The 24,920-nt window shown below is 44.0% G+C and carries 26 protein-coding genes; 24 read left to right on the plus strand and 2 right to left on the minus strand.

The annotated features are described in order from the left end of the window. Positions 1 to 9 precede the first annotated feature (9 nt). The 6 genes from ASG85_RS10610 (at position 10) to ASG85_RS10635 (ending at position 8,815) form a co-directional block, all read left to right on the plus strand. A complete protein-coding gene (locus ASG85_RS10610; RefSeq protein ID WP_060646178.1) occupies positions 10 to 1,503 on the plus strand; it encodes a DUF6382 domain-containing protein in 1,494 nt (497 codons plus the stop codon). 201 nt (positions 1,504 to 1,704) lie between these two features. Then, positions 1,705 to 3,261 carry an ABC-F family ATP-binding cassette domain-containing protein gene (locus ASG85_RS10615; RefSeq protein WP_057302386.1) on the plus strand — a complete coding sequence of 519 codons (1,557 nt, stop codon included), beginning with the start codon at positions 1,705 to 1,707 and terminating at the stop codon, positions 3,259 to 3,261. 13 nt (positions 3,262 to 3,274) lie between these two features. Next, positions 3,275 to 3,565 (plus strand): Dabb family protein, encoded by a 291-nt coding sequence (locus ASG85_RS10620; RefSeq protein WP_057302387.1) that lies wholly within the window; start codon positions 3,275 to 3,277, stop codon positions 3,563 to 3,565. A 427-nt stretch (positions 3,566 to 3,992) separates the two neighbouring features. Then, positions 3,993 to 5,042, plus strand: coding sequence for a M42 family metallopeptidase (locus tag ASG85_RS10625; protein WP_235549179.1), 1,050 nt, complete (start codon positions 3,993 to 3,995; stop codon positions 5,040 to 5,042). Beyond that, positions 5,039 to 7,012 (plus strand): ABC-F family ATP-binding cassette domain-containing protein, encoded by a 1,974-nt coding sequence (locus tag ASG85_RS10630; protein ID WP_060646179.1) that lies wholly within the window; start codon positions 5,039 to 5,041, stop codon positions 7,010 to 7,012. Before ASG85_RS10625 ends, ASG85_RS10630 begins: the two co-directional genes overlap by 4 nt. A gap of 189 nt (positions 7,013 to 7,201) precedes the next feature. Then, positions 7,202 to 8,815 (plus strand): ABC-F family ATP-binding cassette domain-containing protein, encoded by a 1,614-nt coding sequence (locus ASG85_RS10635; RefSeq protein ID WP_057302389.1) that lies wholly within the window; start codon positions 7,202 to 7,204, stop codon positions 8,813 to 8,815. A gap of 63 nt (positions 8,816 to 8,878) precedes the next feature. Here the strand turns inward: ASG85_RS10635 and ASG85_RS10640 are convergent, their stop codons facing one another. Then, positions 8,879 to 9,091: a hypothetical protein gene (locus ASG85_RS10640; protein ID WP_051253490.1), complete on the minus strand. Its 213-nt coding sequence runs from the start codon at positions 9,089 to 9,091 to the stop codon at positions 8,879 to 8,881. A 72-nt stretch (positions 9,092 to 9,163) separates the two neighbouring features. Here ASG85_RS10640 and ASG85_RS10645 point away from each other — a divergent pair, with 72 nt between their 5' ends. Genes ASG85_RS10645 through ASG85_RS10655 form a run of 3 tightly spaced genes read left to right on the plus strand, consistent with a single transcriptional unit; the run spans position 9,164 to position 10,421 of the window. Next, positions 9,164 to 9,682 (plus strand): hypothetical protein, encoded by a 519-nt coding sequence (locus ASG85_RS10645; RefSeq protein ID WP_060646180.1) that lies wholly within the window; start codon positions 9,164 to 9,166, stop codon positions 9,680 to 9,682. A 1-nt stretch (position 9,683) separates the two neighbouring features. Further along, positions 9,684 to 10,004 (plus strand): thioredoxin family protein, encoded by a 321-nt coding sequence (locus ASG85_RS10650; protein WP_057302391.1) that lies wholly within the window; start codon positions 9,684 to 9,686, stop codon positions 10,002 to 10,004. A gap of 27 nt (positions 10,005 to 10,031) precedes the next feature. Next, positions 10,032 to 10,421 carry a kinase-associated lipoprotein B gene (locus ASG85_RS10655; RefSeq protein WP_057302392.1) on the plus strand — a complete coding sequence of 130 codons (390 nt, stop codon included), beginning with the start codon at positions 10,032 to 10,034 and terminating at the stop codon, positions 10,419 to 10,421. On the opposite strand, the gene ASG85_RS10660 is transcribed toward ASG85_RS10655, so the two are convergent. Then, entirely contained in the window at positions 10,418 to 10,639 is a 222-nt protein-coding gene (locus tag ASG85_RS10660; RefSeq protein WP_057302393.1) for a hypothetical protein, read from the minus strand. The genes ASG85_RS10655 and ASG85_RS10660 overlap by 4 nt on opposite strands. 279 nt (positions 10,640 to 10,918) lie before the next feature. On the opposite strand from ASG85_RS10660, the gene ASG85_RS10665 reads away from it, so the two are divergent. The 15 genes from ASG85_RS10665 (at position 10,919) to ASG85_RS10735 (ending at position 24,817) form a co-directional block, all read left to right on the plus strand. Continuing rightward, on the plus strand, positions 10,919 to 11,995 hold the full coding sequence (locus ASG85_RS10665) for a Gfo/Idh/MocA family protein (RefSeq protein ID WP_057302394.1): 1,077 nt from the start codon (positions 10,919 to 10,921) through the stop codon (positions 11,993 to 11,995). Positions 11,996 to 12,011: 16 nt separating this feature from the next. Further along, positions 12,012 to 12,647: a trimeric intracellular cation channel family protein gene (locus ASG85_RS10670; RefSeq protein WP_057302395.1), complete on the plus strand. Its 636-nt coding sequence runs from the start codon at positions 12,012 to 12,014 to the stop codon at positions 12,645 to 12,647. Positions 12,648 to 12,685: 38 nt separating this feature from the next. Then, complete coding sequence (locus ASG85_RS10675) at positions 12,686 to 13,165, plus strand: hypothetical protein (protein WP_156389907.1); 480 nt, start codon at positions 12,686 to 12,688, stop codon at positions 13,163 to 13,165. A 715-nt stretch (positions 13,166 to 13,880) separates the two neighbouring features. Further along, on the plus strand, positions 13,881 to 14,036 hold the full coding sequence (locus tag ASG85_RS37755) for a hypothetical protein (RefSeq protein WP_156389908.1): 156 nt from the start codon (positions 13,881 to 13,883) through the stop codon (positions 14,034 to 14,036). Positions 14,037 to 14,064: 28 nt separating this feature from the next. Continuing rightward, positions 14,065 to 14,769 carry a hypothetical protein gene (locus tag ASG85_RS10680; RefSeq protein WP_060646181.1) on the plus strand — a complete coding sequence of 235 codons (705 nt, stop codon included), beginning with the start codon at positions 14,065 to 14,067 and terminating at the stop codon, positions 14,767 to 14,769. Between the two features lie 470 nt (positions 14,770 to 15,239). Next, entirely contained in the window at positions 15,240 to 16,127 is an 888-nt protein-coding gene (locus tag ASG85_RS10690) for an ATP-binding protein (protein ID WP_060646182.1), read from the plus strand. Positions 16,128 to 16,176: 49 nt separating this feature from the next. After that, a complete protein-coding gene (locus ASG85_RS10695) occupies positions 16,177 to 18,057 on the plus strand; it encodes a nitric oxide reductase activation protein NorD (RefSeq protein ID WP_235550103.1) in 1,881 nt (626 codons plus the stop codon). 148 nt (positions 18,058 to 18,205) lie between these two features. After that, positions 18,206 to 19,384, plus strand: a complete 1,179-nt coding sequence (purT, locus tag ASG85_RS10700; protein ID WP_057302399.1) for a formate-dependent phosphoribosylglycinamide formyltransferase — start codon at positions 18,206 to 18,208, stop codon at positions 19,382 to 19,384. A gap of 45 nt (positions 19,385 to 19,429) precedes the next feature. Then, the gene (locus ASG85_RS10705) at positions 19,430 to 19,912 is read left to right on the plus strand and encodes an acyl-CoA thioesterase (RefSeq protein ID WP_029195928.1); all 483 of its coding nucleotides are present in this window, start codon (positions 19,430 to 19,432) and stop codon (positions 19,910 to 19,912) included. A gap of 194 nt (positions 19,913 to 20,106) precedes the next feature. Next, the gene (locus tag ASG85_RS10710; protein WP_268796102.1) at positions 20,107 to 20,553 is read left to right on the plus strand and encodes a DinB family protein; all 447 of its coding nucleotides are present in this window, start codon (positions 20,107 to 20,109) and stop codon (positions 20,551 to 20,553) included. Positions 20,554 to 20,792: 239 nt separating this feature from the next. Further along, a complete protein-coding gene (locus tag ASG85_RS10715) occupies positions 20,793 to 21,605 on the plus strand; it encodes a class I SAM-dependent methyltransferase (protein ID WP_060646184.1) in 813 nt (270 codons plus the stop codon). 11 nt (positions 21,606 to 21,616) lie between these two features. Beyond that, on the plus strand, positions 21,617 to 22,060 hold the full coding sequence (locus ASG85_RS10720) for an NUDIX hydrolase (RefSeq protein ID WP_060646185.1): 444 nt from the start codon (positions 21,617 to 21,619) through the stop codon (positions 22,058 to 22,060). Between the two features lie 304 nt (positions 22,061 to 22,364). Continuing rightward, complete coding sequence (locus ASG85_RS10725; protein WP_060646186.1) at positions 22,365 to 23,243, plus strand: class I SAM-dependent methyltransferase; 879 nt, start codon at positions 22,365 to 22,367, stop codon at positions 23,241 to 23,243. Positions 23,244 to 23,306: 63 nt separating this feature from the next. Further along, positions 23,307 to 23,651, plus strand: coding sequence for a hypothetical protein (locus ASG85_RS36900; protein ID WP_082588046.1), 345 nt, complete (start codon positions 23,307 to 23,309; stop codon positions 23,649 to 23,651). Positions 23,652 to 23,962: 311 nt separating this feature from the next. Then, entirely contained in the window at positions 23,963 to 24,817 is an 855-nt protein-coding gene (locus ASG85_RS10735; RefSeq protein WP_060646187.1) for an ornithine carbamoyltransferase, read from the plus strand. Positions 24,818 to 24,920 lie beyond the last annotated feature (103 nt).

Here is a 24,920-nt window from a genome sequence, read left to right on the forward strand (position 1 = left end):
GGTGAATCCATGACGCAAGAAGTTTTTGGACTCCGTTATGAATTTGTATATCGACATGGTCATTATATGGTGTTGTATAAGGAGGACGGTTTGGATTCTAAGACTCTTTCAACTCTGCAGGTCAGGATGCTTGAAGCTAACGACGTGCCGAACCTTCTACCGTTAGAAATACAAGAGGTGGATTTCCGCATAAGTTTACTTTATAACTTGTCGGCCAAACGAATGCTGGCCCATGTTCTGAAGGTGGAGGAGTTATCTAAACAACATTTTGCAAAGCTCATGTATGCCATTGTTTGTGCAGTTGGAGAAAGTAAAAATTACATGCTTTTTGAATCAGGATACGTTTTGAAAGATAATTTCATCTTCATTGGCAGTGATTGGTCGGATGTATATCTGACTTATGTGCCGCTTGAACCAATTGATGTTGAAGATTCCGTCTTCAAGTCGCTTGAGTCTCTGATGAAACAACTCTCACAGAAATTGAACGATGATGATAGGGTCGTGGTGGTATCGTGGATGGAGACATTATCACGGAATCAGAGCTTGCAAGGATTTAAGGAGAATCTGCTAGCTCTGATGGACGAACAACCACTCGTGCAAGAAGCTTTTCAGATATCTAATCATGTTGATGAACATTCAACAGAAATACCTCTCAACATGCAATTGTCACCTGCAAAAGAAAATGGGTTGCCTAAGCCGCTTTGGAAGCGGGACGAAGGTCAGCAGCAAGTTCGGATAAACACCTCCATAGAGGAGTTAATGCAGCCCAATAATGTTCCGAAAATGAATAAAGAACAGGGCAATCCGGTATCTTTTATAGCTTTATCGGGACGGTCACGAACGATAGTCCTTACTGCTGTTATTTTGCTAATCGCGTTTCTATGGCAGAATTATTTTACATACCCATCTACAGGTACTTTGCAAATAACCGCAGGAATTTCGATTTTACTCATGAATGTTTGGTTTATCATTCAATTTTTGGGATTACCTCGCTTTCAACGGCATGCAAAAGTGAGCACTGGTGTTAACCTGCCCATCTTCCCGGTTGCAGAGAAGCAGCTAGACCTAAACCTAGCAACTCCAACACCTGAACCGATAAATATCCAAAATTATTATGAGAATTTGCATAAGCATACGACCTTGCTCAATCACAAAAAGCCAAACGCTACAGTTTTCCTCGGAAGGCTAATGAATCAACCATTAGGAGCCAGGATTGAATGGCAAACCGAAGGCGCTACTAAAACTGTTCCACTGAATAAAGATCATTTTACAATGGGCAGAGGAGATGCAAGTTTGAAGGTTGATTATGTTTTGGAAGAAGCTGGAGCATCCAGAATACATGCTGAAATAATGAAGAATGAAGAGGGTTATGTGATTAAAGATACAGGATCAACGAATGGGACCTATTTAAATGGCGAACCATTGGTTACCTATCAATCCTACCCGTTGAAGGATGGAGACGAAATACGAATTGTAAGGCAGGAGATTAAATTTCGTTTGTGAGATTAAGGCAATATCACGATCATATGGCACAATTTGCAGCGTCCCATGGGGGACGTTTTTTTGCATAGTTTTGGATAAAAGAGAATGAATACGCTTCCCAGATGAATTTACCTATTCCTGTCTTGCATGAGCAGTGGTATAATAAGAAGTCGCGAGTATGTGCGATTATCTTCGAAATAGACAGGAGTTTGGAATTACGAGATGAGTCTTTTGACAATTGAAGATTTAAGCCATAGCTTTGGAGATCGTACGTTATTTAAAAATGTATCCTTCCGTCTGCTCGCTGGCGAGCGCGTCGGTATTGTTGGAGCTAATGGCGTGGGTAAATCCACGTTAATGAATATATTAACCGGAAAAGTTCTTAAAGATACAGGTAAGGTTGAATGGACGCCGCGCGTTCATTACGGATATTTGGACCAGCATTCCGTGTTAGAACCGGGCAAAACCATTCGCGATATTCTGCGCGATGCTTTTCTTCCTCTCTTTGAAGCGGAGAAGGAGATGATGGCGATAACCGAGAAAATGGGTGATGCCACACCGGAAGAACTTGAGGTTCTTCTGGAGCAAATGGGCGAAATTCAAGAGCGTTTGGATATCGGCGGTTTCTATATGCTAGATGTGAAAATCGAAGAAATGGGTAATGGTCTTGGCCTTAATGCCATTGGTTTAGACCGTGATGTTACTTCCCTTAGCGGTGGACAACGGACGAAGGTTCTTTTGGCTAAACTCCTTTTGGAGAAACCGACTGTTCTTCTCTTAGATGAGCCGACCAACTATCTGGACGTTGAACATATTGAATGGCTGAAAATGTACCTCAAAGATTATCCGTTTGCCTTTATGTTGATTTCACATGATACTGAATTCATGAATGAAGTCGTAAACGTGGTATACCACTTGGAATTCACGAAGCTAACTCGCTACACGGCGAATTACGAGAAATTCCTGGATATGGCTGAAATGAACAAAACACAGCATATTGACGCTTATGAAAAGCAGCAAGAGTACATTAAAAAACAAGAAGATTTCATTGCGCGTAATAAAGCGCGGGCGTCAACTTCAACCCGTGCCAAGAGCCGGGAAAAACAACTTGATAAGATTGACCGAATTGAGCGTCCGGAGACGGCAATGAAACCGACTTTTGTGTTCAAGGAATCGCGTTCAAGCAGCAGAGTTGTTTTTGAAGCAGAAAACTTGGAAATCGGTTATGATCGTCCTCTTTTACCGAAGATGAATGTAACGATTGAGCGCGGCGAGAAAATCGCTATTGTCGGATGCAACGGTGTAGGTAAATCTACACTTCTCAAAACGATTCTTGGTAAGCTGGAGCCTTTCAACGGTAAAACGTACCGTGGAGACTACTTGAGTCCTGCTTATTTTGAACAAGAGATTAAAGCTCCGAACATGACACCGATCGATGACGTATGGAACGAGTTCTCTTCGATGACTCAAAATGAGGTCAGAGGGGCACTTGCAAGGGTAGGGCTCAAAAATGAGCACATCACGCGTGCTATGAGTAAGCTTAGCGGTGGAGAACAATCGAAAGTAAGGCTCTGTAAACTTCTGATGAGAGAAAGCAATTGGTTGTTGTTCGATGAGCCTACGAACCATTTGGACGTTGTTGCCAAAGAAGAGCTTCAAAGGGCTTTGAAAGAATATAAAGGTACCGTACTGCTCGTTTGTCACGAACCTGAATTTTATGAAGGTTGGGTAACAAGAGTGTGGGACGTTGAAGAATGGTCTGCAAAAGTAACCAATTAGGGGGAAATCATTCATGTTAACTCACGTTGTGTTTTTTAAGCTCAAAGATCGCAGTCCGGAAGCGGTTGAAGTAACAAAGGCTGTACTTACGAACATGGAAGGTAAAATCCCGATCCTGCGGCATATTGAGGTTGGAATCGACATTTTGCATCTGGAACGTTCGTATGATATTGCTTTGATTACCAAATTTGATTCTTTAGAAGATCTCAAGGTATATGACACACATCCCGTTCATGAAGAAGTGAAGGCCCATATGAAGACAGTCCTTGATGGAACGTCCATTTGCGTTGATTTTGTAAGCTAATCTAGTTTGAAAAACATAGGGGAACAGTGTAGTATCACTAGAAGAGACTTGTTTGTGACTTATGTCACGGGCTTGCTTTAGAATCCTAGGCTGCACTGTTTTTTTTACCACATAACAAAAGTTTTCGGGTCACGAAAACCGCTTTATTATTGGCGATAAACCTAATATAGGGATCTTTGGTCGTAGACCAAAGTCTCTCCGCTATAGGGATCTTTGGTCGTAGACCGAAGTCTCTCACCTCTACACGCGGTCGCTTATCTTTGAAGGGCCTCGATAGAGGTTTTCCCAGTTGATAAGAAAGTATAAGTTTTTATACTTTTGCTTCGCATCAACCTTGACAAACGCGATCGTCCTTTAAGGACGACGAAGTCGTTTATCCTTGTGTCTTTAGAGGAAATCTAATAAATAGAAAAGGGAGGAATCCCGAGTGAAAACGAAGTTAAATAAAGCTTATATGAAAGAAATTCTAGAGCTGCTGCTGCGGACTCCAAGCCCAACAGGCTACACGCATCACATTATGCAAAGAGTTGAACAAGAAGTGAATAAGCTCGGATTTGAGCTTACATATACGAATAAGGGCTGCGGCATTGTAACGATTCCTGGTACCCGCCAAGATCGAGTCATTGGCATTTCTGCTCACGTGGATACACTTGGCGCTATGGTGCGTTCGATCAAAGATAATGGCACTTTGAAAATCACTTCATTGGGCGGCTTTATGATGGGCGCTATTGAAAATGAATACGTTCAAATTCATACGCGTGATGAACGCGTTTATGATGGGACTATTCTGACGTCGAGGCCATCTGTTCATGTCTATGAAGATGCCAGAGAGTATAAACGGGATGAAGCCAATATGGAAGTGCGTATTGATGAGCTTGTGAAGACCAAGAAAGAGGTACAAGATCTTGGCATTCGAGTGGGGGATTATATATCGTTCGATCCGCGCGTACAGGTGAAGGAAAATGGCTTCGTGAAGTCGCGTCATTTGGATGATAAAGCGAGTGTTGCTTCCTTATTTGGGCTATTAAAGCTGATCAAAGATGAGGGCTTGAAGCCTGAATTTACGATCAAGCTGTTCTTCTCCAATTATGAAGAGGTTGGTCATGGTTCTTCCTTTATCCCTGACGATATTACAGATTTTATTGCTGTAGATATGGGGGCCCTTGGTGATGACTTGAGTGGTAGCGAGCTTGATGTATCGATTTGCGCGAAGGATTCCTCAGGTCCTTATGATTATCAAATGACTTCGAAAATGATTGAGCTGGCCGAGAAGCTGGAAATCGGCTATGCGGTTGATATTTATCCGCGATACGGTTCAGATGCATCTGCCGCGCTTAGAGGTGGACGCGATATTCGTGCAGCGTTGGTGGGACCAGGTGTTCATGCGTCACATAGCATGGAAAGAACGCATATGGATGCTGTAGTAAACACAGCAGCTCTTCTTGCGGCCTATATCATGGAGCCGGCCCACGCATGAATATACTTAGTGCAGTCAATATAACCAAAACATTCGGCGACAAGGTGCTGTTCGATGATATTTCGTTCACGGTGAACGAGAAGCAGCGCATCGGTCTCATTGGCGTGAACGGAACAGGCAAGTCCACGCTGCTGAAGCTGCTGGCGGGGCTGGAAACAGCGGATCGCGGTAAGCTGGTGCACGCGAACCATTTCCGCGTGGAATACTTGCCGCAGAACCCGGAGTTCGATCCGAACTCTACGGTTCTAGAGCAAGTATTCCACGGCGATACACCGCTCATGAAGACGCTGCGCGACTATGAGCTTGCTCTTGCTGACTTGGAGCTGGACGCCTCCAACGAGAAGAAACAAACGCGACTGTTCAGCGCCCAGTCGCGTATGGATGAGCAAGGTGCCTGGGAAGCCAGCACCTTGGCCAAAACCGTGCTGATGAAGCTAGGCATCAGCGAGTTCGACAAGCCCGTCGGCCAGCTGTCCGGCGGTCAGCGCAAACGCGTTGCCATGGCGCGCGTTCTCATTCAGCCCGCCGATCTGCTCATCTTAGATGAGCCGACGAACCATATTGATAACGAGACGGCCATCTGGCTCGAGGAATTCCTTAGCAAATGGCGCGGAGCCTTGCTGCTCGTTACTCATGACCGGTACTTCCTAGAGCGGGTAACCACCCGCATTCTAGAGCTTGACCGGGGCAAGATCTACAGCTACGAGGGGAACTACGAGTGGTTCCTCGAGAAGAAGTCGGAGCGGATGGAGTCCGAAGCATCCAGCGAAGATAAGCGGCAGAATCTATTGCGCCGCGAGCTGGCTTGGCTCCGTCGCGGCGCGAAGGCGCGCACGACGAAACAGAAGGCGCGCATTGGGCGCGCCGAGGAATTACGGGACCGCAAGGTGGATGGTCCCGGGGAGAAGCTTGACATGGCGCTGGCTGGCAGCCGTCTTGGCAAGAAGGTGATGGAGCTGGAAGACGTCACCAAAGCTTTCGAGAGCGGGAAGCCGCTGCTGAGCGGCTTCAGCTACATCGTGATGCCGAGGGATCGCCTCGGCATCATCGGTCCGAACGGCAGCGGCAAATCGACGCTGCTGAACATGCTCGCCGGGCGTATTCAGCCCGATAGCGGGACGATCGAGACCGGCACGACCGTGAAGCTTGCCTACTACACACAAGAGAATGTCGAGATGGATGAGAAGATGCGCGTCATCGAGTACATCAAGGAGGTTGCGGAGCAGATCCGCACAGCTGATGGAGAGACCATCTCGGCGTCGCAAATGCTCGAACGCTTCCTCTTTTCGCCAACCCTGCAGTGGTCGCCGATCGGAAAGCTCTCTGGCGGTGAACGGCGCAGACTTTATTTGCTCCGCACACTTATGGGAGAACCCAACGTACTGCTTCTGGATGAGCCGACCAACGACTTGGATATCCAAACTTTGACCATACTGGAAGATTATCTGGATCAATTTCCTGGAGCCGTTATTACGGTTTCTCATGATCGATACTTTTTGGATCGTACGGTTTCGCATCTATTTGCATTTGACGGTAAAGGCCAGATCGAGCCATACATTGGCAACTACTCCGATTACTTGGAAGAGAAGCAGGAGCAGGCCGAAGCGGATCAGACTCGGAAAGAATTGATACGTAATGCAAGCTCTGCCAAGTCTAATGTTGGTTCCAACACAGCTTCAGCAGCCGTTATTAGCAGTCCTGCGGCAGCGGGGGGTACATCGAATGCGAACCGTCCCAAGAAGCTAACGTTCAAAGAACAGAAGGAATGGGACGAAATCGAGAGTACGATAGCTTCTCTGGAAGACAAAGCGGCTAGCTTGAAAAAGCAAATTGAAGCGGCAGGCAGCGACTTTGACCGTGTTCGCGAGCTGTATGAGCAAGAGCAGCAAACGGCAGTGGATCTGGAAGCAGCGATGGAAAGATGGACTTATTTATCCGAGTTGCTAGAGGAAATAGAACGAAACAAGTAGGAGAGACTTCGCTCTTCGATAAGGGATCCCAAAAAGGAGAGACTGCGCTCTTCGATAAGGGATCCCAAAAAGGAGAGACTTCGCTCTTCGATAAGGGATCCCAAAAAGGAGAGACTTTAATCTTCGATTAAAGATCCCTATATATGATATGATAGAACAAACTACTATAAAGGCAGGTATGTACTAAACATGATTAATGTTAATAACGTGACGCTTCGTTACGGCAAGAGAGCCCTATTCGAGGACGCCAATATCAAATTTACACCGGGTAACTGCTACGGACTAATCGGAGCAAATGGTGCCGGTAAATCAACTTTTCTGAAAATTCTTTCCGGTGAGATTGAGCCTAACACAGGCGAAGTCAACATAACACCTGGCGAGAGAATGGCTGTTTTGAAACAAAACCATTACGAGTTTGACGAAATCGATGTTTTGAAAACTGTCATGATGGGTCATGCTCGCTTATTTAAAATTATGGAAGAGAAAGATGCTTTGTATGCCAAAGCTGATTTTACAGAAGAAGATGGCATGAAAGCGGCTGATCTCGAAGGCGAATTCCAGGATCTAGATGGCTGGCAGGCGGAATCGGATGCAGCTGAGCTTCTCATCGGTCTCGGTATCCCGACTTCCATGCATGATACGAAAATGAAAGACCTTGATGGTAATGAGAAAGTACGTGTGCTCTTAGCACAAGCCTTGTTCGGCAATCCGAATATTTTGCTGCTGGATGAGCCTACCAACCATTTGAACTTAGAGTCCATTCGTTGGCTGGAGAACTTCCTTTCCCGATTTGAAGGCACTGTTATCGTTGTATCCCATGATCGTCACTTCCTGAACCAAGTATGTACGCATATTGCGGATATTGATTTTGGAAAAATTCAAATGTATGTCGGGAATTACGACTGGTGGTATGAGTCCAGCCAACTGGCACTTCGTTTGACGAGAGACGCGAATAAGAAAACCGAAGAAAAACGTAAAGAGTTGGAAGCCTTTATCGCACGCTTTAGCGCGAATGCCTCCAAATCGAAGCAAGCTACATCCCGTAAAAAACAACTCGAGAAGCTTACTCTTGAAGATATCAGACCATCCAGCCGTAAATATCCGTTCATTCACTTCAAAGGTGAGCGTGAAGCGGGTAAGCAGCTGCTGGCTGTTGAGAAATTGTCCAAAACGATTGATGGCGTAAAAGTCTTAGACAACATCTCGTTTACCATCAATAAAGGGGATAAAGTTGCCTTTGTTGGTCCGGACGGCATCGCCAAAACGACGCTCTTCAAAATCCTGATGGGTGAAATGGAAGCGGATGAGGGTACGTACACATGGGGGATTACAACTTCCCAAGCTTACTTCCCTAAAGACAGCCAAGATTATTTCAACTCTGATTTAACTTTGGTGGATTGGCTTCGTCAATACTCCAAAGACCAAGATGAATCCTTCTTGCGCGGCTTCCTGGGCCGTATGTTGTTCTCAGGCGAAGAAGCACTGAAGAAAGCAAACGTTCTTTCGGGTGGAGAGAAAGTACGCTGCATGTTCTCCAAAATGATGCTAAGCGGAGCCAATGTCCTCATTCTTGATGAGCCTACGAACCACTTGGATTTGGAGTCCATTACTGCACTTAACAATGGTCTTGTTGATTTCGACGGAACGATTCTTTTCGTCTCCCATGACCATCAGTTCATCCAAACGATTGCTACACGTATTATGGAAATCACGCCTAAAGGACTCATCGATAAAATGTTTACTTATGATGAATACCTAGAAAGCGAAGACGTACAAAAACAACGCGAAGCGCAATACGCGTAAAGATAAATGAAAAGCGCCCTGACGTATTACTCTCAGGGCGCTTTTGCCTACGCAAAGCGACGTTTAGCTGCCGCCGGTACGACGGCGTTGATTGTTTACTTTTTTGGTCATTTGACTTTTTCCGCTTTGATTATTGTTTCCAGCTTGTTTCGGGTTTGCGCGTGCAGCGGCTTGATCCGCTTTCTTTTGGGCTAGTTTCTGCTTAATGGCATCAGCTAAACTAACTTTTTTTGGGCCTTGTTGTTCACCCAGCTGATCTTCAGGCTTGTCTGACATAGGAACACCTTCTTTACGTGGTATGCTTTTAGTATAATCGAATCTAACAAAAGATGAAAGAAGGTGTAGGAGATGTTTGATCCAACGATCTATGACAATATTAAGGTTGTGCTTGAAGGAGCCGTCTATGACTTGGATTTGGACGGTAAAATTATCATTACGCGGCGGCAAGATCAAGTTGATCTATCCTCGATGTCACGCACATATGCCATTGAATTTGCCCGTAAGATAGATAAACCAAGCAAAGCCGAAATTAACCTGCATGTTCATTTGAGTGATTTAGCAGCAGAAATTTTAGAAAATCCATCAGCTAAGCCAGGCTGTACGTTGACCATTAAGCTTTTTACCAAAGTTAAAAACCCAGATATCGAGTGCCCTTATATCGAAGAGCAATTAGGTGCCATTTGGGAGCAGCGTCCCCAAGTCGTTCAGCTGCTTTCTTATGAATATAGCCTACATCCAATTTCCTATCATAATCAAATCACGTTATCCTTCGGACGCAAAGTAGATGAAAGTCAAATTGATGATTTCCCGCATCTCATCGCGTATGCCGTAGATAGTTTAGCTTGGTTGGATGAAAGAGGGAGCTAGTATGCAGGAATTAACGGAGCAGGTACTGCTAGAGCGAGTAAGCAGAACGCAAGAAGGTTCGTTTGCTGTTTTTCTATATACACCTTTTTGCGGTACATGCAAAGTGACGGAACGGATGTTAGACATCATAATGACAATGCTGCCTGCCTTACCGCTTGTAAAGTGTAATATTAACTTTCTTCCGCAAATTACTCGTGAATGGCAAATTAGTAGTGTACCGTGTATAGTCATCTTAGAACAGGGAAAAGAGAAAGAATTTATGTACCGCATGCAATCGGTGGATGAGCTGTATCGTAAACTGCTGCCACTTAATCGCATGTGAATTAGAAAAGACTGGAGTTGTTGACGAATGAGTAGTTTTCAAATAGGAGATCGCGTAACGGCTGAGTATAAAACAGGCGCTTATTTCGGTGAGGTTGTGGAGGTAAGCAGTTCGATGAAAGCGGCAGTTCGTATTTTGGCTGTAAAGGAGCACCCGACACAAGGAGATTTACATAACCCAATGGATCCGAGTGTAGCTTTTTTTCATCAACGACGGGCGTTGTCTTATCAAGAAATTGCCTTAATGCCTATATCCACCATTCGTCCTTATGCAGGTCAGATTCCGGATTACCAAGATTCTCTGAAGAGAGCGCTACTCGCGCAAATTAGTAAGCTGTCGGAAATGGAAGCGTGGGCCCGACGCTCTCTGCAGGAGCTTGATCAGTTACAGAAAGAATATTTTCCAACGAAAGATTAAGAAACTTCCAGATACAATTTCGTGCCGTCGTTATATTTGAAAATGGCAACATCACCAATGATCTCGATCATCGAGATCATTTTTAATTTCTTGCGAAATTCAAAATTTAGTTCCAGTTCCTTAAGTTTACTCGATAACAATTCCATATGAGAACGTTTATGTGTGAAATTAAGCACGGGGATGGATTTGCTTTTGAATCTAATGGTTGATGCTTGCATGTTAAGCCCTCCTTCGAGTCTTCCTTTGGGAAAACTAACTTCTTACTCCTTACCCATTTCTTACTCTGGTCTACACATTAAGGATACATTTCAAATGTTAGATATGTTAGGGTCAAACTATTAAAAAAGTTTTAGCAATTTATTATATGTAAAGAATAGCTCTAGAGGGCCAGTTCCCTAAAGATTAATTTGAGCATAAAGATTGGCTGTTGCGAGGAAGGATAACCACATTTATAATAAGAAAGATTGAAATCTAAACACGTTCTGGAGGATATAGAAATGACAGCTGGAAAACCAATTCGTATAGGTATTATAGGTTCCGGAAATATCGGAAATGTACATATGGAAGTGCTGAAGAAAGTGCCGGAGGCCGAAATCACCGCCGTCACGGATGTATATTTGCCACTTGCTGAAGCTAGAGCCAAAGAACATAACATTGAACGTGTTTATGAGAGTACGGACAAGCTGCTATCGGACCCATCTATAGATGCAGTAATTATTGCTGTGTCCAATGAATGGCATGCGCCTATCGCAGTACAAGCTCTAGAGGCTGGTAAGCACGTGATGCTCGAAAAGCCTATGGCTTTAAATCTTGCTTCTGCTAAACAAATTGTTGAAGCAGAGCGCAAAGCAGGTAAAGTCTTGATGATCCCGCACCAACTTCGATGGGATGCCTTGTCACTAGCTGTGAAACAACAGGTTGAGAAAGGTGCGCTTGGCCACATTTATCACGCAAAAGCAGGTTGGTTAAGACGCAAAGGGATTCCGGGCTGGGGAACTTGGTTTACCCAAATGGGGAAATCCGGCGGCGGTCCTTTGATTGATCTGGGTGTGCATATGTTGGATTTATCTTTATATTTGATGGGGAATCCGAAACCTGTATCGGTCTATGGAGCGACCTACGCTGAATTCGGACCACGTAAAAAAGGGATTGGATCCTGGGGGGCACCCAATTGGGATGGTCAATATGATGTGGAGGATTTGGCAACGGCTCTGATTAAATTTGACAATGGCGCTACTTTATCTCTTGATGTAAGTTGGGCAGCTCTCATTGAAACAGATAACCAACCTTATGTGCAGCTGCTTGGAAGCGAAGGCGGTGCCTCGATTCGTGGAACAAAAGGGAAGCTGTTCGCAGAAATGTTCGATCGCGAAGCTGACATTGACCTCACAGTGCCTGAATTCGATGAAGGACCGCGCGTCCGTATGGCGAGACATTTCTTGTCGTGCATTGAAAGCGGCTTACAGCCGTTAACATCCGTCATGACGGGTTATACGAACAACTTGATCTTGGATGCGATTTACCGTTCGTCGCAAACGGGTAATGAAGTGAAATTGGATTGGGACATCGAGTAGACAGGGGCTGCAGGAAGTGAATTGGGAGTTATTTAGTATTATCGGAACGATTGCATTCGCGGTGAGTGGAGCCATAGTTGCGATGGAAGAAGAATATGATATATTAGGCGTCTATGTACTCGGGCTTGTTACGGCTTTCGGCGGAGGGGTCATTCGAAACTTGTTGATCGGTAAACCAGTTGTCCTTTTATGGGAGCAAGGCTTATATTTCCAAATTGCCTTGTTTGCAATGACACTTGTGTTCTTTATGCCCGTTCGATTCATCCGATTATGGAAAACTTGGGAAGCTTTCTTTGATGCGATTGGTCTAGCTGCTTTTTCTATCCAAGGCGCTTTGTATGCGACGAATATGGGACATCCGCTCAGTGCCATTATTGTTGCCGCTGTACTGACGGGAATTGGCGGGGGGATGGTCCGGGATGTATTAGCTGGACGCAAGCCGCTCGTGCTCAAGGATGAAATTTATGCTGTCTGGGGCATGCTGGCTGGGGCACTTGTCGGACTAGGTTGGACGCAAGGCGCTTGGCAGTTAGCTGTGCTATTTTCACTAATTGTGATTCTGAGAATGCTATCGGTCTTTTATAAATGGAAACTGCCTAAACGTTCCTTACGGGGTTCCATAGGTGAGGCAACTCGCAGAGCTGACATGTAGTACCGTGTTATCTAAAGCTGGAAAGGAGGATGGTTAGCATGGAAACATCATTGTTACAGCAGCAAAAGATTTCAGCAGAGACGATTGCATCGCGGATTATTTCGGTGAAAGAATTGCTGCAAACGGAGCTTGACATGTATGAGGTGTCTAAGGATGTTGAAACAGGTGAACATTATCTCCATTATGCTTACATGCATCGAGATTTTACGAACACTGGTGAGCCGGAATCGTTTCATTATTTGCTGCCCATTGACAGCGATGATGTGCTCGGTTTGATATTTGGGGAGCAGGGTTATGCCTATCCAGAGCATTGGAACAAATCATTTTTGCGAAACGGTCCAGAGGGATTTTACATTTGGTTTGACCCATCACATGAATTGCAGCAATCAGAGGATGATGCTATTGCACAGGATTTGTTAAATAAGCTGAGAGCTTTTCGTGAAAATGGGAATGTAGACCCGGAAGCGGTTCGTAAGTTGCTTGAAGAACTGGATGAAACACGCAATAAAAAGGAATAGCCAGGATTGAATGCCTTAATCATATTTTTCTCCAAGAGCCCGCTTGCCGACGATTCGGCGGCGGGCTTTTTGTTAAATAAGAAATTATATGTTTTGGGGTAGGGACTGAGGCAATAGCTTCTCCCTATTTTTATTGGAGTCGTTCCTCAGTTTTGTGATTGGTTTTGATATTTTGGTTACCGATGTTGCATTTTCTACAACAATTCACAACCCAAAGGGCTATTTCGCAACTTGAAGTTGCAGTTTGTACAACAATTAGAACCCATTTGATTCGAAATGGCCTATATAGGACCAAATTGTTGTACATTATGCAACAACGAAGGGGGAAAGTCGAGATTTAAGGAGAAATTGTTGCACTTTTTACAACATCAGTCAACCGCGACTATGGATCCATTCATCTAGCAACCTCAAGTGAGCACATACGTAGAAGGACACTGATTAAAGTCATCTCAATATAAGAAAATTGGACGGTGAATGAATTATTCGCTTAGAAAAAGTAAATTAGCCTGCCTAAAGTTTTAGAATTTACAACTTTACACGGAGTTAGCAAGCGATTGGCTAAACATACACGTAATAATCGTTATTTGCTCTGCATCAACCTTTACAAACACTATCGACTAAGGACAGAGTAAGCTGGTTTTTTTGTTTAGTAAAAATCAGGATAAATGTCCATATTAAAACCAATGGCTTTTGATTAGGAGAGGGGGGAGAAATCATGGATACAGAGTCCTACCGTTTTGCTAACTTTGGCACACGTGAAGATTTGCTGGAAGATCTGCGCAGCCTCGAGTCCCGCATGAAGGATGAACTGGGGTATGAGGTAGCCCTGATTGCTTACACGCAAGAAGATGATGGGAGTAACAAAAAGTAAAGTTTGAGCTATTTGAAGGGGGGCCTATATGAAAAAAACGATGGTCAAAATCGTGGTAACCGTTATACTCGTCGGCATGTCAGCAGGCTGTACAGCAGCGAGTCCAAAAAATCAAGCAGGCGCAAGCTCTGCCAACCCGAAAGCTGGCAGCTGGGATACAGCATTAAGAAACAATGAAAATCCTTCTATGGGTGCAAAGAGTGTCAATCAATCACCGCAGCCCACAATGCTTCAACCTACGATTGATAATGTGAAAGCACATATCAACTCGCATTTGCAGCTAAATCGGGATTTAGCGGATCAAATTATTCAAGCGGCACACTTAGGCTCTACTGCTGTTGCCGTAACTGATAACAATATTTATGTCGCTGTTGATATGGGGGGCATGCAAGCGATGGGCGCCGATGATGGCGTTAAAATGTTAACAAAAAATAACGACCCGGAAAACGAAGCAGGCTTGTTCGGCTCAGGGGTAGGGGCACAGATGGATTGGCTCTCGGCTAAACCGATTCCAGCGGAAAGTTCTAATGCCATTCGACATTTGTTAACGCGTATTTATCCGGAAACGAATATTTTCATCTCTTCGAACCCACATTTCGTGAATCGGATGATGTACTATGACACGCAGCAGCGAAATAATAAACGAATGGATACGTATTTGAATGAATTTAACACGATGGTCCAGTATGCGTTCCCAACCTATTCTTCGGGTCAAAGAAACGTTTTACCTTAAAGATGCTTAAAAAGACAAAGAGCGTAACTATTTCATAGTTGTTCCATAGTTGCTCTCCCTCAGCTGTCTGCTGGGGGTTTTGTCGTATATATTTGCGTTCACATCAAATGAAAGATTTCAAAAAGGAGCTCGACGATGATACCAGAAGCTGAATTTATGGTGCAAGGTATGTCTGAAAGAAAGTATGAGTAATCGGTATAAGGTCCGTGCTTATTGTAGTTCACGAGAATGTGATTATGTTCATAAGGAGGATGTGATCCAAGCGATTAACTTTGAAACCGCATACGGCTTAGCGCTGTATTATAATGATATTCCTTCCAAGCCGAGTTGTCCGAAATGCGGAGAATCGATGGCTTTTTATTCTCACTCGATTATTGATGAACCGTGGCTGCCCTGAAAAGCTTGACAAGCTAAGCTTCCCTGATAAATAGTAAGAGGACAAAAAGGATCAGGAGAGGACTGCCAAAGTCATGATGACAGACACGTTACCACAAGAAATACGTGAGCATATAGAGCAGAATAAACAGCAAAGACACACAGACTATACCCCAGAAGAACGTAAACTGATTGGAACTGCAGCTTTCGAAGCCCCTCGTGAAGACATTTTAACGGATACCTTGATTGCACTTTACTTGGGTAAAAATGTCTTGTTGAAGGGTCCGACAGGATCGGGTAAGACGAAGCTGGCTGAGCATGTTTCAGCGTTCTTTGATCAGCCCATGCATGCCGTTAACTGTTCAACGGATCTCGATGCTGAAGCCTTACTAGGATTCAAAACGCTAACGCACGATGAGCAGGGTCGTACTCAGATTGCTTTCATTCCCGGTCCGATCATGAAGGCCATAACGAAGGGACACTTTCTATACATAGACGAAATTAATATGGCCAAGCCGGAAACTTTACCATTGATCAACGGTGTTTTGGATCATCGCAGATCGATTACAAACCCTTTTACAGGGGATGTCATTACAGCACATCCGGACTTCCGAGTTATTGCAGCGATAAACGAAGGCTATATTGGCACAGTGCCGCTTAATGAAGCTTTGAAAAACCGATTTGTAACGATTGATGTTCCCTATTTGCAAGGTGAGACACTGCTTCAACTGTTGAAGAGCAAATCTATTTTACGGGATGAAAAGAAGTTAAGAACATTCGTACAGTTATCTGCCGATCTACTATCCCTTATTGAAATGGGGCAGCTGCCGGATGAAGCAGGATCGATTCGAGCTTTACTGGATGCTTGCGATTTGACGACTTATATTCCTCCCATGCGGGCAGTTGCGCGGGCTATTGCTGATAAATTGGAGGATGAAAGGGAGCGTGCAGCCGTGATGAATGCGGCCGAGACGCTATTCTGAGCCTATGTTTGTAGGAAAGCTAAGCCTATTAGAGGATAAAATCGATGCGATGCTGCAAATGCAGCTTGTGGATCTGGCACGGATGTTCACTAAGCGTAAAGAACTTGAGGTAGAAGCAGCGTTCCACGCTGACTACGAGGAAGCTTCCGCTCGTATAACCGTGAGCCAGTTTTGGCGGGATTATCCTGCGGTCGATAAAACGGCAGGAATGAAGAGTGATGTTTACCTGCGCGGTATCGGTAGTGCATGGTTCACAGGAGCTGATGCGGTTAAGTCATATTTACTCTTTTGTCAAAGTGCAAGTTTCCCGAAGTTGGCTAATTCGCTCTTTGCTTTATGTGAGGATATGCGATTAGAGCGCATTTGTCGAGCTCGCAGACCGGGGACCGCCCGCGTATTCGCACATCGGCATCGCATATTGAGAGTCTATTTTCAACATAAGCTGCGCACACACCTGAGCAAAGGCGAGATGGCAGATGCTGTTCTTTTATTCGTCTATGGTTGGTTTACTGGTGTGGAATGGCATGCAGGCTTGGTGGATGCTGGTGCTGGACTTTCTGGCCGGTTAGCTCAGCTTTATCCGATTTTGGAGCAGATTGAGGAAGCAACACATACCGCTGAGGTTGCCGCTTGCTGCGAGGCGATGATGGACTCGCTGTCTTATTGGCTAGACAGAGATGCGACAGCCGCCTATTTCTGGATGCAGCCGGGCAGCGGAGTGGCGGAGCCGCTGCCAGCAGGGTATAAGGGCGAGCTGAAGCGCGCGAAGCGGCTCGCGAATGATGATGTGCTTCCCGAGCAAGAGGGGGAGCGTCGTCATCAGTCGGGCCAGGAGCGTATGCCAACCTGGCACCGCGAGAGCAGCGACCGCAGCCCGGGGCTGCTGCGGTTCGAGCTCGAGCGCGGCTCGCGCACAGCCGCGCAGGGGTCTGCGCCCCGCGAGGGCGACGCGGCCGATCAGGCGCTCGCCATCGCCCAAGGGCGCTCGGTGCGCGCTAAGCGCACTGGCGCCGCCTCCGGCGAGCGGCGCGAGGGTGCTGCCGTGCCCGCCGCCGCGGGGCACGGAGAGGGCGCAGTCGCCGCGTATGCGACGGCGAAGTGGCTGGCGCCTGAACGGCCGACTGCGGCGCAGGAGGCCGGGTACAGGCGCCTGAGCGAGCGCGCAGCGCCGCTCGCGAAGCCCTTGCAGCGCGCCATTCGGCGCACGCTGGAGCAGAAACGGATCGCCCCGCAGGGCGATCGGCTGTTCGGGCGGCTCGACAAGCGGTTAACGCGAGCCGTGACGCAAGAGATGCCGCGCCTCTTCTATAAGAAGCGCGCGCCAGTACCCCAGCTCGACGCGGCGTTTGCGCTGCTCGTCGACTGCTCAGCGTCCATGTATGACAAAATGGACGAAACCAAGCTCGGTCTCGTGCTCTTCCACGAGACCCTCCGAGACCTTCGAATCCCGCACGAAATCGTTGGATTCTGGGAGGACGCGGACCGCGTCACGGAGCAGGAAGCGCCGAACCTGTTCCAGGTTGCGGTCGACTTCGGATCCTCCTTAGCGTCCGCAAGCGGCGCGGCTCTGATGCAGCTTGAGCCGCAGCAGGACAACCGCGACGGCTTCGCGATTCGCCGCATGACGGAGCGGCTGCTGCGGCGCACAGAACGGCAGCGCATCCTCTTGGTGTTCTCGGATGGGGAGCCTTCGGCAGCCAATTACAATGATGTCGGTATCCTCGACACCTATGAAGCCGTGCTGCACGCTCGGCGTCAAGGTATTGAGGTCATCAGTATTTTTCTGGCCAGTGGCGTTGTTCACGAAACGGAACGTATGGCTATGCGCAATATGTATGGGCGCAGCAGTATTGTCGTCCCCAATGTGGAGGAGCTCGCCGAGCAGTTGGTGCCCATTTTGCGCAAACTTCTGCTCAAATCTATCTTTTAATGTCGAAATCCTTTACAATAGATCAGGGTATTTTTAAGTTTATTGCGGCTGAAATGCCCTGCTTATCGCCATTATCTTTTTCTTTACTTACATACATGTTAACCAATTATTAGCTAATTTCGACATAACATAAGGGGGATTTCATTTCATGTACGGAGCACCATTATCGAACAAAGCCAAGAAAATTATGCTGCTTGGATCCGGAGAACTTGGGAAAGAAGTTGTTATCGAAGCGCAGCGCCTGGGGATTGAAACAATCGCTGTTGACCGTTACGCGAATGCACCAGCTATGCAAGTAGCACATCGCAGTCATGTCATTAATATGCTCGATGGAGAGCAGCTTAGAGCTTTAATTGAGCAAGAACGTCCGGATCTTATCGTACCTGAAATTGAAGCTATCGCTACGCCCGTTCTTGTTGAGCTTGAAAAGGAGGGTTACCGTGTCATTCCTACGGCTACAGCTTCCCGTTTGACGATGGACCGCGAGGGGATTCGTCGCCTTGCTTCAGAAACATTAGAGCTGCGGACAGCTAAGTATGCTTTTGCTAATAGCCTAGAAGAATTGCATGCTGCTGTTGCGGAGATTGGTACACCATGTGTTATTAAGCCGATCATGAGCTCCTCGGGTAAAGGTCAAAGTGTATGCCGCACACCTGAGAATGTGGAACAATCGTGGAACATCGCCATGGAAGGCGGCCGCGCGAAAAACGCTCGTGTAATTGTAGAAGAATTCATTCATTTTGAGTCTGAAATTACGTTGTTGACTGTTCGTTCAGTTTCAGGAACAACGTATTGTGAGCCGATTGGTCACATTCAAAAGGATGGAGATTACATCGAATCGTGGCAGCCTCATGCAATGACGGAGCAGCAAATTTTAGACGCCCAGCACATGGCCAAAACCATTACGGATGCACTCGGAGGCTTCGGACTTTATGGGGTTGAGCTGTTCCTGACCAAGGAAGGCGTTTATTTCAGTGAAGTATCGCCGCGACCGCATGATACAGGGATGGTTACGATGGCAACGCAGGATTTGAGCGAGTTCGCCCTGCATGCTAGAGCAATTCTGGGGCTGCCTATTACAGGTATTCGTCTTTTGACGCCGGGTGCTAGCTATACCCTTAAAGCGGATCGTGAACAGGTAGAGTATACAATTAGCGGGTTAGAGCAAGCTTTATCCGTACCCAATACACAGGTTCGCGTCTTTGGTAAGCCGGAGACGAAAGTGGGACGCCGCATGGCAGTTGCGCTGAGCAGTGCAGATACGGTAGAAGAAGCGCGAAGCCTTGCGAAGCAAGCAGCTGGCCTGCTTAAACTAAACTACGAATAAGATTAAATGATCCAAGTCAAAAGTCATCATCAGGAGGAAATCACAATGGAAGCAAAACCAGCAAGACTTTCCCGAACCGTGCTGACAGAAATCATTTTGCCGGCAGACACGAATTATCATAATACCGTGTTTGGCGGCCGTGTAATGCAATATATAGATAAGGTAGCAACGATTGCCTCGATGCGTCATTCGCGCAGAGGTGTCGTAACTGCATCTAGTGATAGCTTGGATTTCTTCGCCCCTGTCAAACTAGGTGAGGCTATTCAATTAGAGGCATTTGTTACGTGGACCCATCGAAGTTCGATGGAGGTATATGTGAAAATCGAGTCGGAGAACCTTCTGACAGGCGAAAAGAAGCGTACTGCGACGGCCTACCTAACCTTCGTGGCGTTAGATGACAACGGACAACCGTGTCCTGTGCCGGAAATCATACCTGAAACGGATGAAGAAAAACGCCTATTCGAAACAGCAGAAACTCGATTTGCCGCGCGTAAGCTTCGCAAAGAAGAGCGTAATTTGAACATGTAGTCTTTTTGATTGAGAGCACATATGTCCCTGAAGCGTCGGGCAGTTCCTTACAAGGAACTGTCCTTTTTGTATGCTAGGAAGAAAAAACTTTGACTACCTTAGCCATCGCTATGTATTGTGGTATAATATGCCATAAACAATGATTTGAAGGAGTGAGGACGATAGAACACTATTTGTTCAAACAGCTGGCTTTCGTGAGGGGCCAAACCTTAAAATTGATGGATGGAATTACCGAGGAAACCGCCGACCGAATCCCTGATGGTTTTCGAAATACGATCCGTTGGCAGCTAGGACACATTTATGTTGTGCTTGAAAGGTTCGCATTTCAATATATGGGTCTACTGCTTCGTTTGCCAGAAGGGTTCAAGGAGCAGTTTGAGTATGGTACCACGCCTTTAAACAGGCCCAACTCCATTGCCGTTCCTACCTTGCCAGAGTTGGAGAGCTTGCTAAAAAATCAGCAAGAGCGGATACGTGATGTGCTTGGTCTTCGTTTGCAGGAGAAGATTGTTCCACCTTATACTACCTCCGCCGGAATGACTTTGGAAACGCCTGAGCAATTTCTTAGTTTTAATTTGTACCATGAAGGCATGCATATTAGTGTTATTAAACTTTATAAAATTTTATTACGAGATTCATAGTCAAGGTAATAGTAAAGCCGCATGTTGCTTAAGTGACGTGCGCTTTTTTGTGCACATTTTTAAGTTAGTAGGATTCATCGGGACAGATACCCCAAGGGGTGCTGTCCATTTTTGATTTGCTTTTTGTATGAAATAGAGGGATATTTTGGGATATATTGAATTAAAGAAAGGAGCGATAATTTCTTTTGAACGAAAGAGTTACTCTGTCTATTAAAAATTAATGAAGGAGAGGATTATACATGGATAAAGTGATTAATTATTATAATAGATTTGACGAATGGGGCCGTCTTGATAGAGAGCCTATTGAATTCATTGTTAACTGGCACCATATAACGAGTTTGCTGCCGCAGAAAGGGCACATCTTAGATAACGGAGCTGGACCGGGTAAATACTCAGTTGAATTAGCGAAATGTGGTTATGATGTTACACTAACGGATCTTACCCCAAGATTAGTGGAAATAGCTGGTGAGAAGGCAGTCGAATTGAATGTAGAGGAATATTTCAAAGGTTTTCATATTGCTGATGCAAGAAATTTAGACATTTTCAATGATGAGCAATTTGATGCCTCTCTAATGTTGGGACCGTTATATCACTTACAGACACCAGCAGATCGAGACTCAGCCGTACAAGAATTGCATCGAGTTACTAAGCGGGATGGTATTGTATTTGTCGCATTTATGACAAGGATACGGCATTTAACGACTTCCTTATTATTTCCTCAACATTGGAAACCGAATGATAACATAGAGGATATAAGCTCATTTTTAGAAACCGGTATATTTAATCATAAGGACGAAGGAAGATTCACAGGGGCGTATTATTTTAATATAGAAGACATTAATCCTTACATGGAATCCCATGGATTTGAAAGCCTCAAATTGATTGGGTCATCTAGTATAGCTGGTTCATTCAAGTCAGAACAATTTGAATATTGGCATTCTCGTGGCGAAGATGAATTTCAAGAAGTAATGAATATGATTTACAAAGAATCTGAGAATCCTCACCTATTAGGAGTGTCTTCACATTTATTGTATATCGGTCGAAGAAAGTAGATGATATAACTATGGGTTACATAATGGATTTAAGAAAGATCGTTGGAACAAGACCTTTAATTATGGCAGGTGCCTGTGTCGTCGTTTTTCATAATAACACCATTTTATTTGAGAGAAGAACTGATAATGGCATGTGGGGATTGCCAGGAGGATCCTTAGAGCCAGGGGAAACAATGGAACAGGTAGCAAAAAGAGAGTTATTTGAAGAAACGGGTTTACAAGCCAAGAAGCTTGAATTATTAGATGTATTTTCAGGTCAAGAGCTATATTACAAATATCCACACGGTGATGAGGTCTATAACGTAGTGGCTGCATTTATATGTAAAGAATTTGATAGGGTTATCCATAACGACGAGTTAGAAGTAGCGGAAATTAGATTTTTTGCATTAGAAGAGCTACCTGACAATATTAGTCCTCCAGATAAACCAATACTACATGCTTTTTTAAAGAGATAGTAAATCTAGAACAAAGATTATATTGAGTAGTTCCAATAAGGCACAAATAACTTAGTGTACAGCTGAGAGACTCTTGTACAATACTAGCGCAAAGATTTATTAAGAAGAGGAAAACCATGAAAATCATTAAAACAAATACCAGAAATATTTTCAGGATATTTATACTATGTACCATGATTATTATTTTGTATTAATCTATAGACGAAAGAGTCGGGGTTATTAGTTTAGGAATTAAGTGATTTGTATGAAAGTTCGGAGAAGGCTATTACGTCACCTTAAGTCATAATAAAGAAGGAACCTTAAGATGTCCGAATATTACTGGGACCATAAAATTGAATATTTAAGAAATACTCGAGGTTTGTATTACAATGATGATTATTTAGAATTTTTAGTAAAGACTGTTTGGAAGATCTTAAAACCAGTGAACATCATCGATTATGGTTGTGGATTTGGATATTTGGGGCTTAAGCTGTTACCGTTTTTACCCGAGGGATCAACCTATACAGGAGTTGACAAGGGAAATGAACTTATTAATAAGGCGAGGGAAGTCTTTCAAAATCAGCCTTATCCATCAGAATTTTTCGCAAGTGATATTGAAGAAGTTGCAATCGACAGAAAGTATGACATAGCAATGTGCCATGCTTTTTTATTACATATGTCTGATTCGAAGAAAGTACTTCAGAAGATGATTGATTGTGTTTTTGATGAGGGAATGGTCATTTGTTTTGAACCACATTGGATTGCTAACATGTCAAACTACTGTTTTGATGAACTTGAACAGTCTAAAATGATTAAATTGGGTATATTGCAAAAATTGTACGAGGGAGATTTTAATCACAAGGGTAAAGACGGGAATATTGGAATCAAATTACCCATCTATCTCAGTCAATTAGGTTTGAAGAACGTTGAGTGTAGAGTAAGTGATAAGGTTAATTTCCTAGATCAGAATATGGACTTGCTAAGTAAGCAAAGTCTTTATAACTCTTTGAGGGAGGAAGGTTTAGGGGAGTTACCTGGAGAAAAACAGGGATTTCTTCATAATTTAGTGAATCGGGGTTTAACCTTTAATGAGGCAATGAATCAATATGAAGCTGAGTTACTATTTTCAAAGGAATTCGATGATAATTCTTATTTAACATATGCACCCAACATGAAAATTACATTTGGTACTGTTAAGAGATAGATGAATTACATTATCTAGAAATGAAACTCTTGAAAATCTTCATTTTTGAAAGAGGGTGCACTGATGAATAAACCAAAACCATTTGTTTTTGCAGTTTCAGCAGTATCTGGTGGTGGCAAAACCACATTAGTAAAACAGTTGAATACTACATTAGTGAATTCTAAGGCCTTTTATTTTGATGAGTATGATTTTGACGATAGTCCAAACGATATTTGCGAGTGGGTAGAGAGCGGGGCTGATCATAGCCAATGGAATTTATCACCACTAATTAATGATCTCAAAACTTCTATGTTTGAAGAAAGCCAGTCACTTAAATATATCATACTTGATTATCCCTTTGCTTATCAGCACAAGGCAATGAGTAAGTTATTAAACTTTACAATTTTTATTGATACCCACTGGATGTAGCATTATGTAGACGAATTCAGAGAGATTACAAAAATACGAAGACCGAGATAATTCAAAATGATATCACTAATTATCTTACTCGCGGTAGAAATGCTTATCTTAATATGTTAAGTACAGTAAGACCTAATTCGGACTACATCGTTGATGGATTATTACCTATTGAAACGATCATTGAATTGATAGTAAAAGAAATAACAAAGTAAATTGCATGCATATCAGAAAAGTAATGAGCTTCACTAAACCTGTTTTCACAATTCAAGGGAAAGTCCCTTTGGTTTCCCCAAATAAATTAACAAAGGACGAAATATCTCATGCATTTGTTGGAAATAAAGTCTCTTTCAGAAGAACAAGTACTAGAAATATTTGAACTAACCAAATACCTAAAAGAAACTCAAACTAATAAATTTCTAAGTGGAAAGACATTCGTTTTATTTTTTCCTGAAACAAGTATTAGGACCAGAATTACTTTTGAGAAAGGGATTAAGGATTTAGGTGGCGAGTGTATATTGTTTCCCCCTGAAACACTTGATAAAAGAGAGCACCCAAAAGATGTAATGAATTATTTGAATAATTGGGCTGATGGCTTAATAATCAGGCATTCCGACTTTTCAAAACTTAATGAACTTTCACTTTATGGCTCGATTCCAATAGTCAATGCTATGACTACGGATAACCATCCATGTGAGATACTTTCTGACCTGTTTTCAATAGCGGAGTTAAGAGATAATTATAGGGAATTAGTTTATACATTCGTTGGTGCAGCAAATAATATTTCAAACTCATGGATGGAAATTGCTAAAGTAATGGATCTTACATTCAATCACGTTTGTTCATCTGGTAATGAACTCGCCGATAATAATTTAAATTACCAATTTTCGACTTTTCTTGAAACTACGCTGAATGGTAGCGATGTGGTACTGACGGATTCTCTACCGAGTCAATTCTTAAATAATAAATATATAGGTAAGTATCAAATTACATTAGACAGAATGAAGTTAGCAAACAAAGGTGCATTATTAAATCCTTGTCCACCATTTTTTAGAGATGAAGAAGTTAGCGATGAGGTAATGGGTTCCGAATATTTTGTGGGACATGCATTCAAGAAAAATCTAATCTTTGTTCAACAAGCTGTTTTGATGTACTGTTTGGGTTTGAAAGTTTACTAGTAGTGTAAAGCATTTTCGGAGAAAGCGCTGACATCCAAATACGACGCGTATCCGAAGTAAGACTAACGGAGCTTGTTTTTTCACAACTCATGAATCAATAAAT

It is taken from the genome of Paenibacillus sp. Soil724D2 (genome assembly GCF_001427935.1).
In the GTDB taxonomy this organism is placed as follows: Bacteria; Bacillota; Bacilli; order Paenibacillales; family NBRC-103111; genus Paenibacillus_E.

Bases quoted from the DNA above. Each gene is read 5' to 3' on its own strand.
- ASG85_RS37755 (WP_156389908.1), top strand. From the start codon at position 13,881: ATGGATACAGAGTCCTACCGTTTTGCTAACTTTGGCACACGTGAAGAT.
- ASG85_RS10650 (WP_057302391.1), top strand. From the start codon at position 9,684: ATGCAGGAATTAACGGAGCAGGTACTGCTAGAGCGAGTAAGCAGAACG.
- ASG85_RS10725 (WP_060646186.1), top strand. From the start codon at position 22,365: ATGTCCGAATATTACTGGGACCATAAAATTGAATATTTAAGAAATACT.
- ASG85_RS10715 (WP_060646184.1), top strand. From the start codon at position 20,793: ATGGATAAAGTGATTAATTATTATAATAGATTTGACGAATGGGGCCGT.
- ASG85_RS10660 (WP_057302393.1), bottom strand. From the start codon at position 10,639: ATGCAAGCATCAACCATTAGATTCAAAAGCAAATCCATCCCCGTGCTT.
- ASG85_RS10735 (WP_060646187.1), top strand. From the start codon at position 23,963: ATGCATTTGTTGGAAATAAAGTCTCTTTCAGAAGAACAAGTACTAGAA.
- ASG85_RS10675 (WP_156389907.1), top strand. From the start codon at position 12,686: ATGGAAACATCATTGTTACAGCAGCAAAAGATTTCAGCAGAGACGATT.
- ASG85_RS10635 (WP_057302389.1), top strand. From the start codon at position 7,202: ATGATTAATGTTAATAACGTGACGCTTCGTTACGGCAAGAGAGCCCTA.
- ASG85_RS10655 (WP_057302392.1), top strand. From the start codon at position 10,032: ATGAGTAGTTTTCAAATAGGAGATCGCGTAACGGCTGAGTATAAAACA.
- ASG85_RS10620 (WP_057302387.1), top strand. From the start codon at position 3,275: ATGTTAACTCACGTTGTGTTTTTTAAGCTCAAAGATCGCAGTCCGGAA.
- ASG85_RS10645 (WP_060646180.1), top strand. From the start codon at position 9,164: ATGTTTGATCCAACGATCTATGACAATATTAAGGTTGTGCTTGAAGGA.
- ASG85_RS10705 (WP_029195928.1), top strand. From the start codon at position 19,430: ATGGAAGCAAAACCAGCAAGACTTTCCCGAACCGTGCTGACAGAAATC.
- ASG85_RS10680 (WP_060646181.1), top strand. From the start codon at position 14,065: ATGAAAAAAACGATGGTCAAAATCGTGGTAACCGTTATACTCGTCGGC.
- ASG85_RS10610 (WP_060646178.1), top strand. From the start codon at position 10: ATGACGCAAGAAGTTTTTGGACTCCGTTATGAATTTGTATATCGACAT.
- ASG85_RS10665 (WP_057302394.1), top strand. From the start codon at position 10,919: ATGACAGCTGGAAAACCAATTCGTATAGGTATTATAGGTTCCGGAAAT.
- ASG85_RS10640 (WP_051253490.1), bottom strand. From the start codon at position 9,091: ATGTCAGACAAGCCTGAAGATCAGCTGGGTGAACAACAAGGCCCAAAA.
- ASG85_RS10720 (WP_060646185.1), top strand. From the start codon at position 21,617: ATGGGTTACATAATGGATTTAAGAAAGATCGTTGGAACAAGACCTTTA.
- ASG85_RS10695 (WP_235550103.1), top strand. From the start codon at position 16,177: ATGCTGCAAATGCAGCTTGTGGATCTGGCACGGATGTTCACTAAGCGT.
- ASG85_RS10690 (WP_060646182.1), top strand. From the start codon at position 15,240: ATGATGACAGACACGTTACCACAAGAAATACGTGAGCATATAGAGCAG.
- purT (WP_057302399.1), top strand. From the start codon at position 18,206: ATGTACGGAGCACCATTATCGAACAAAGCCAAGAAAATTATGCTGCTT.
- ASG85_RS36900 (WP_082588046.1), top strand. From the start codon at position 23,307: ATGAATAAACCAAAACCATTTGTTTTTGCAGTTTCAGCAGTATCTGGT.
- ASG85_RS10630 (WP_060646179.1), top strand. From the start codon at position 5,039: ATGAATATACTTAGTGCAGTCAATATAACCAAAACATTCGGCGACAAG.
- ASG85_RS10615 (WP_057302386.1), top strand. From the start codon at position 1,705: ATGAGTCTTTTGACAATTGAAGATTTAAGCCATAGCTTTGGAGATCGT.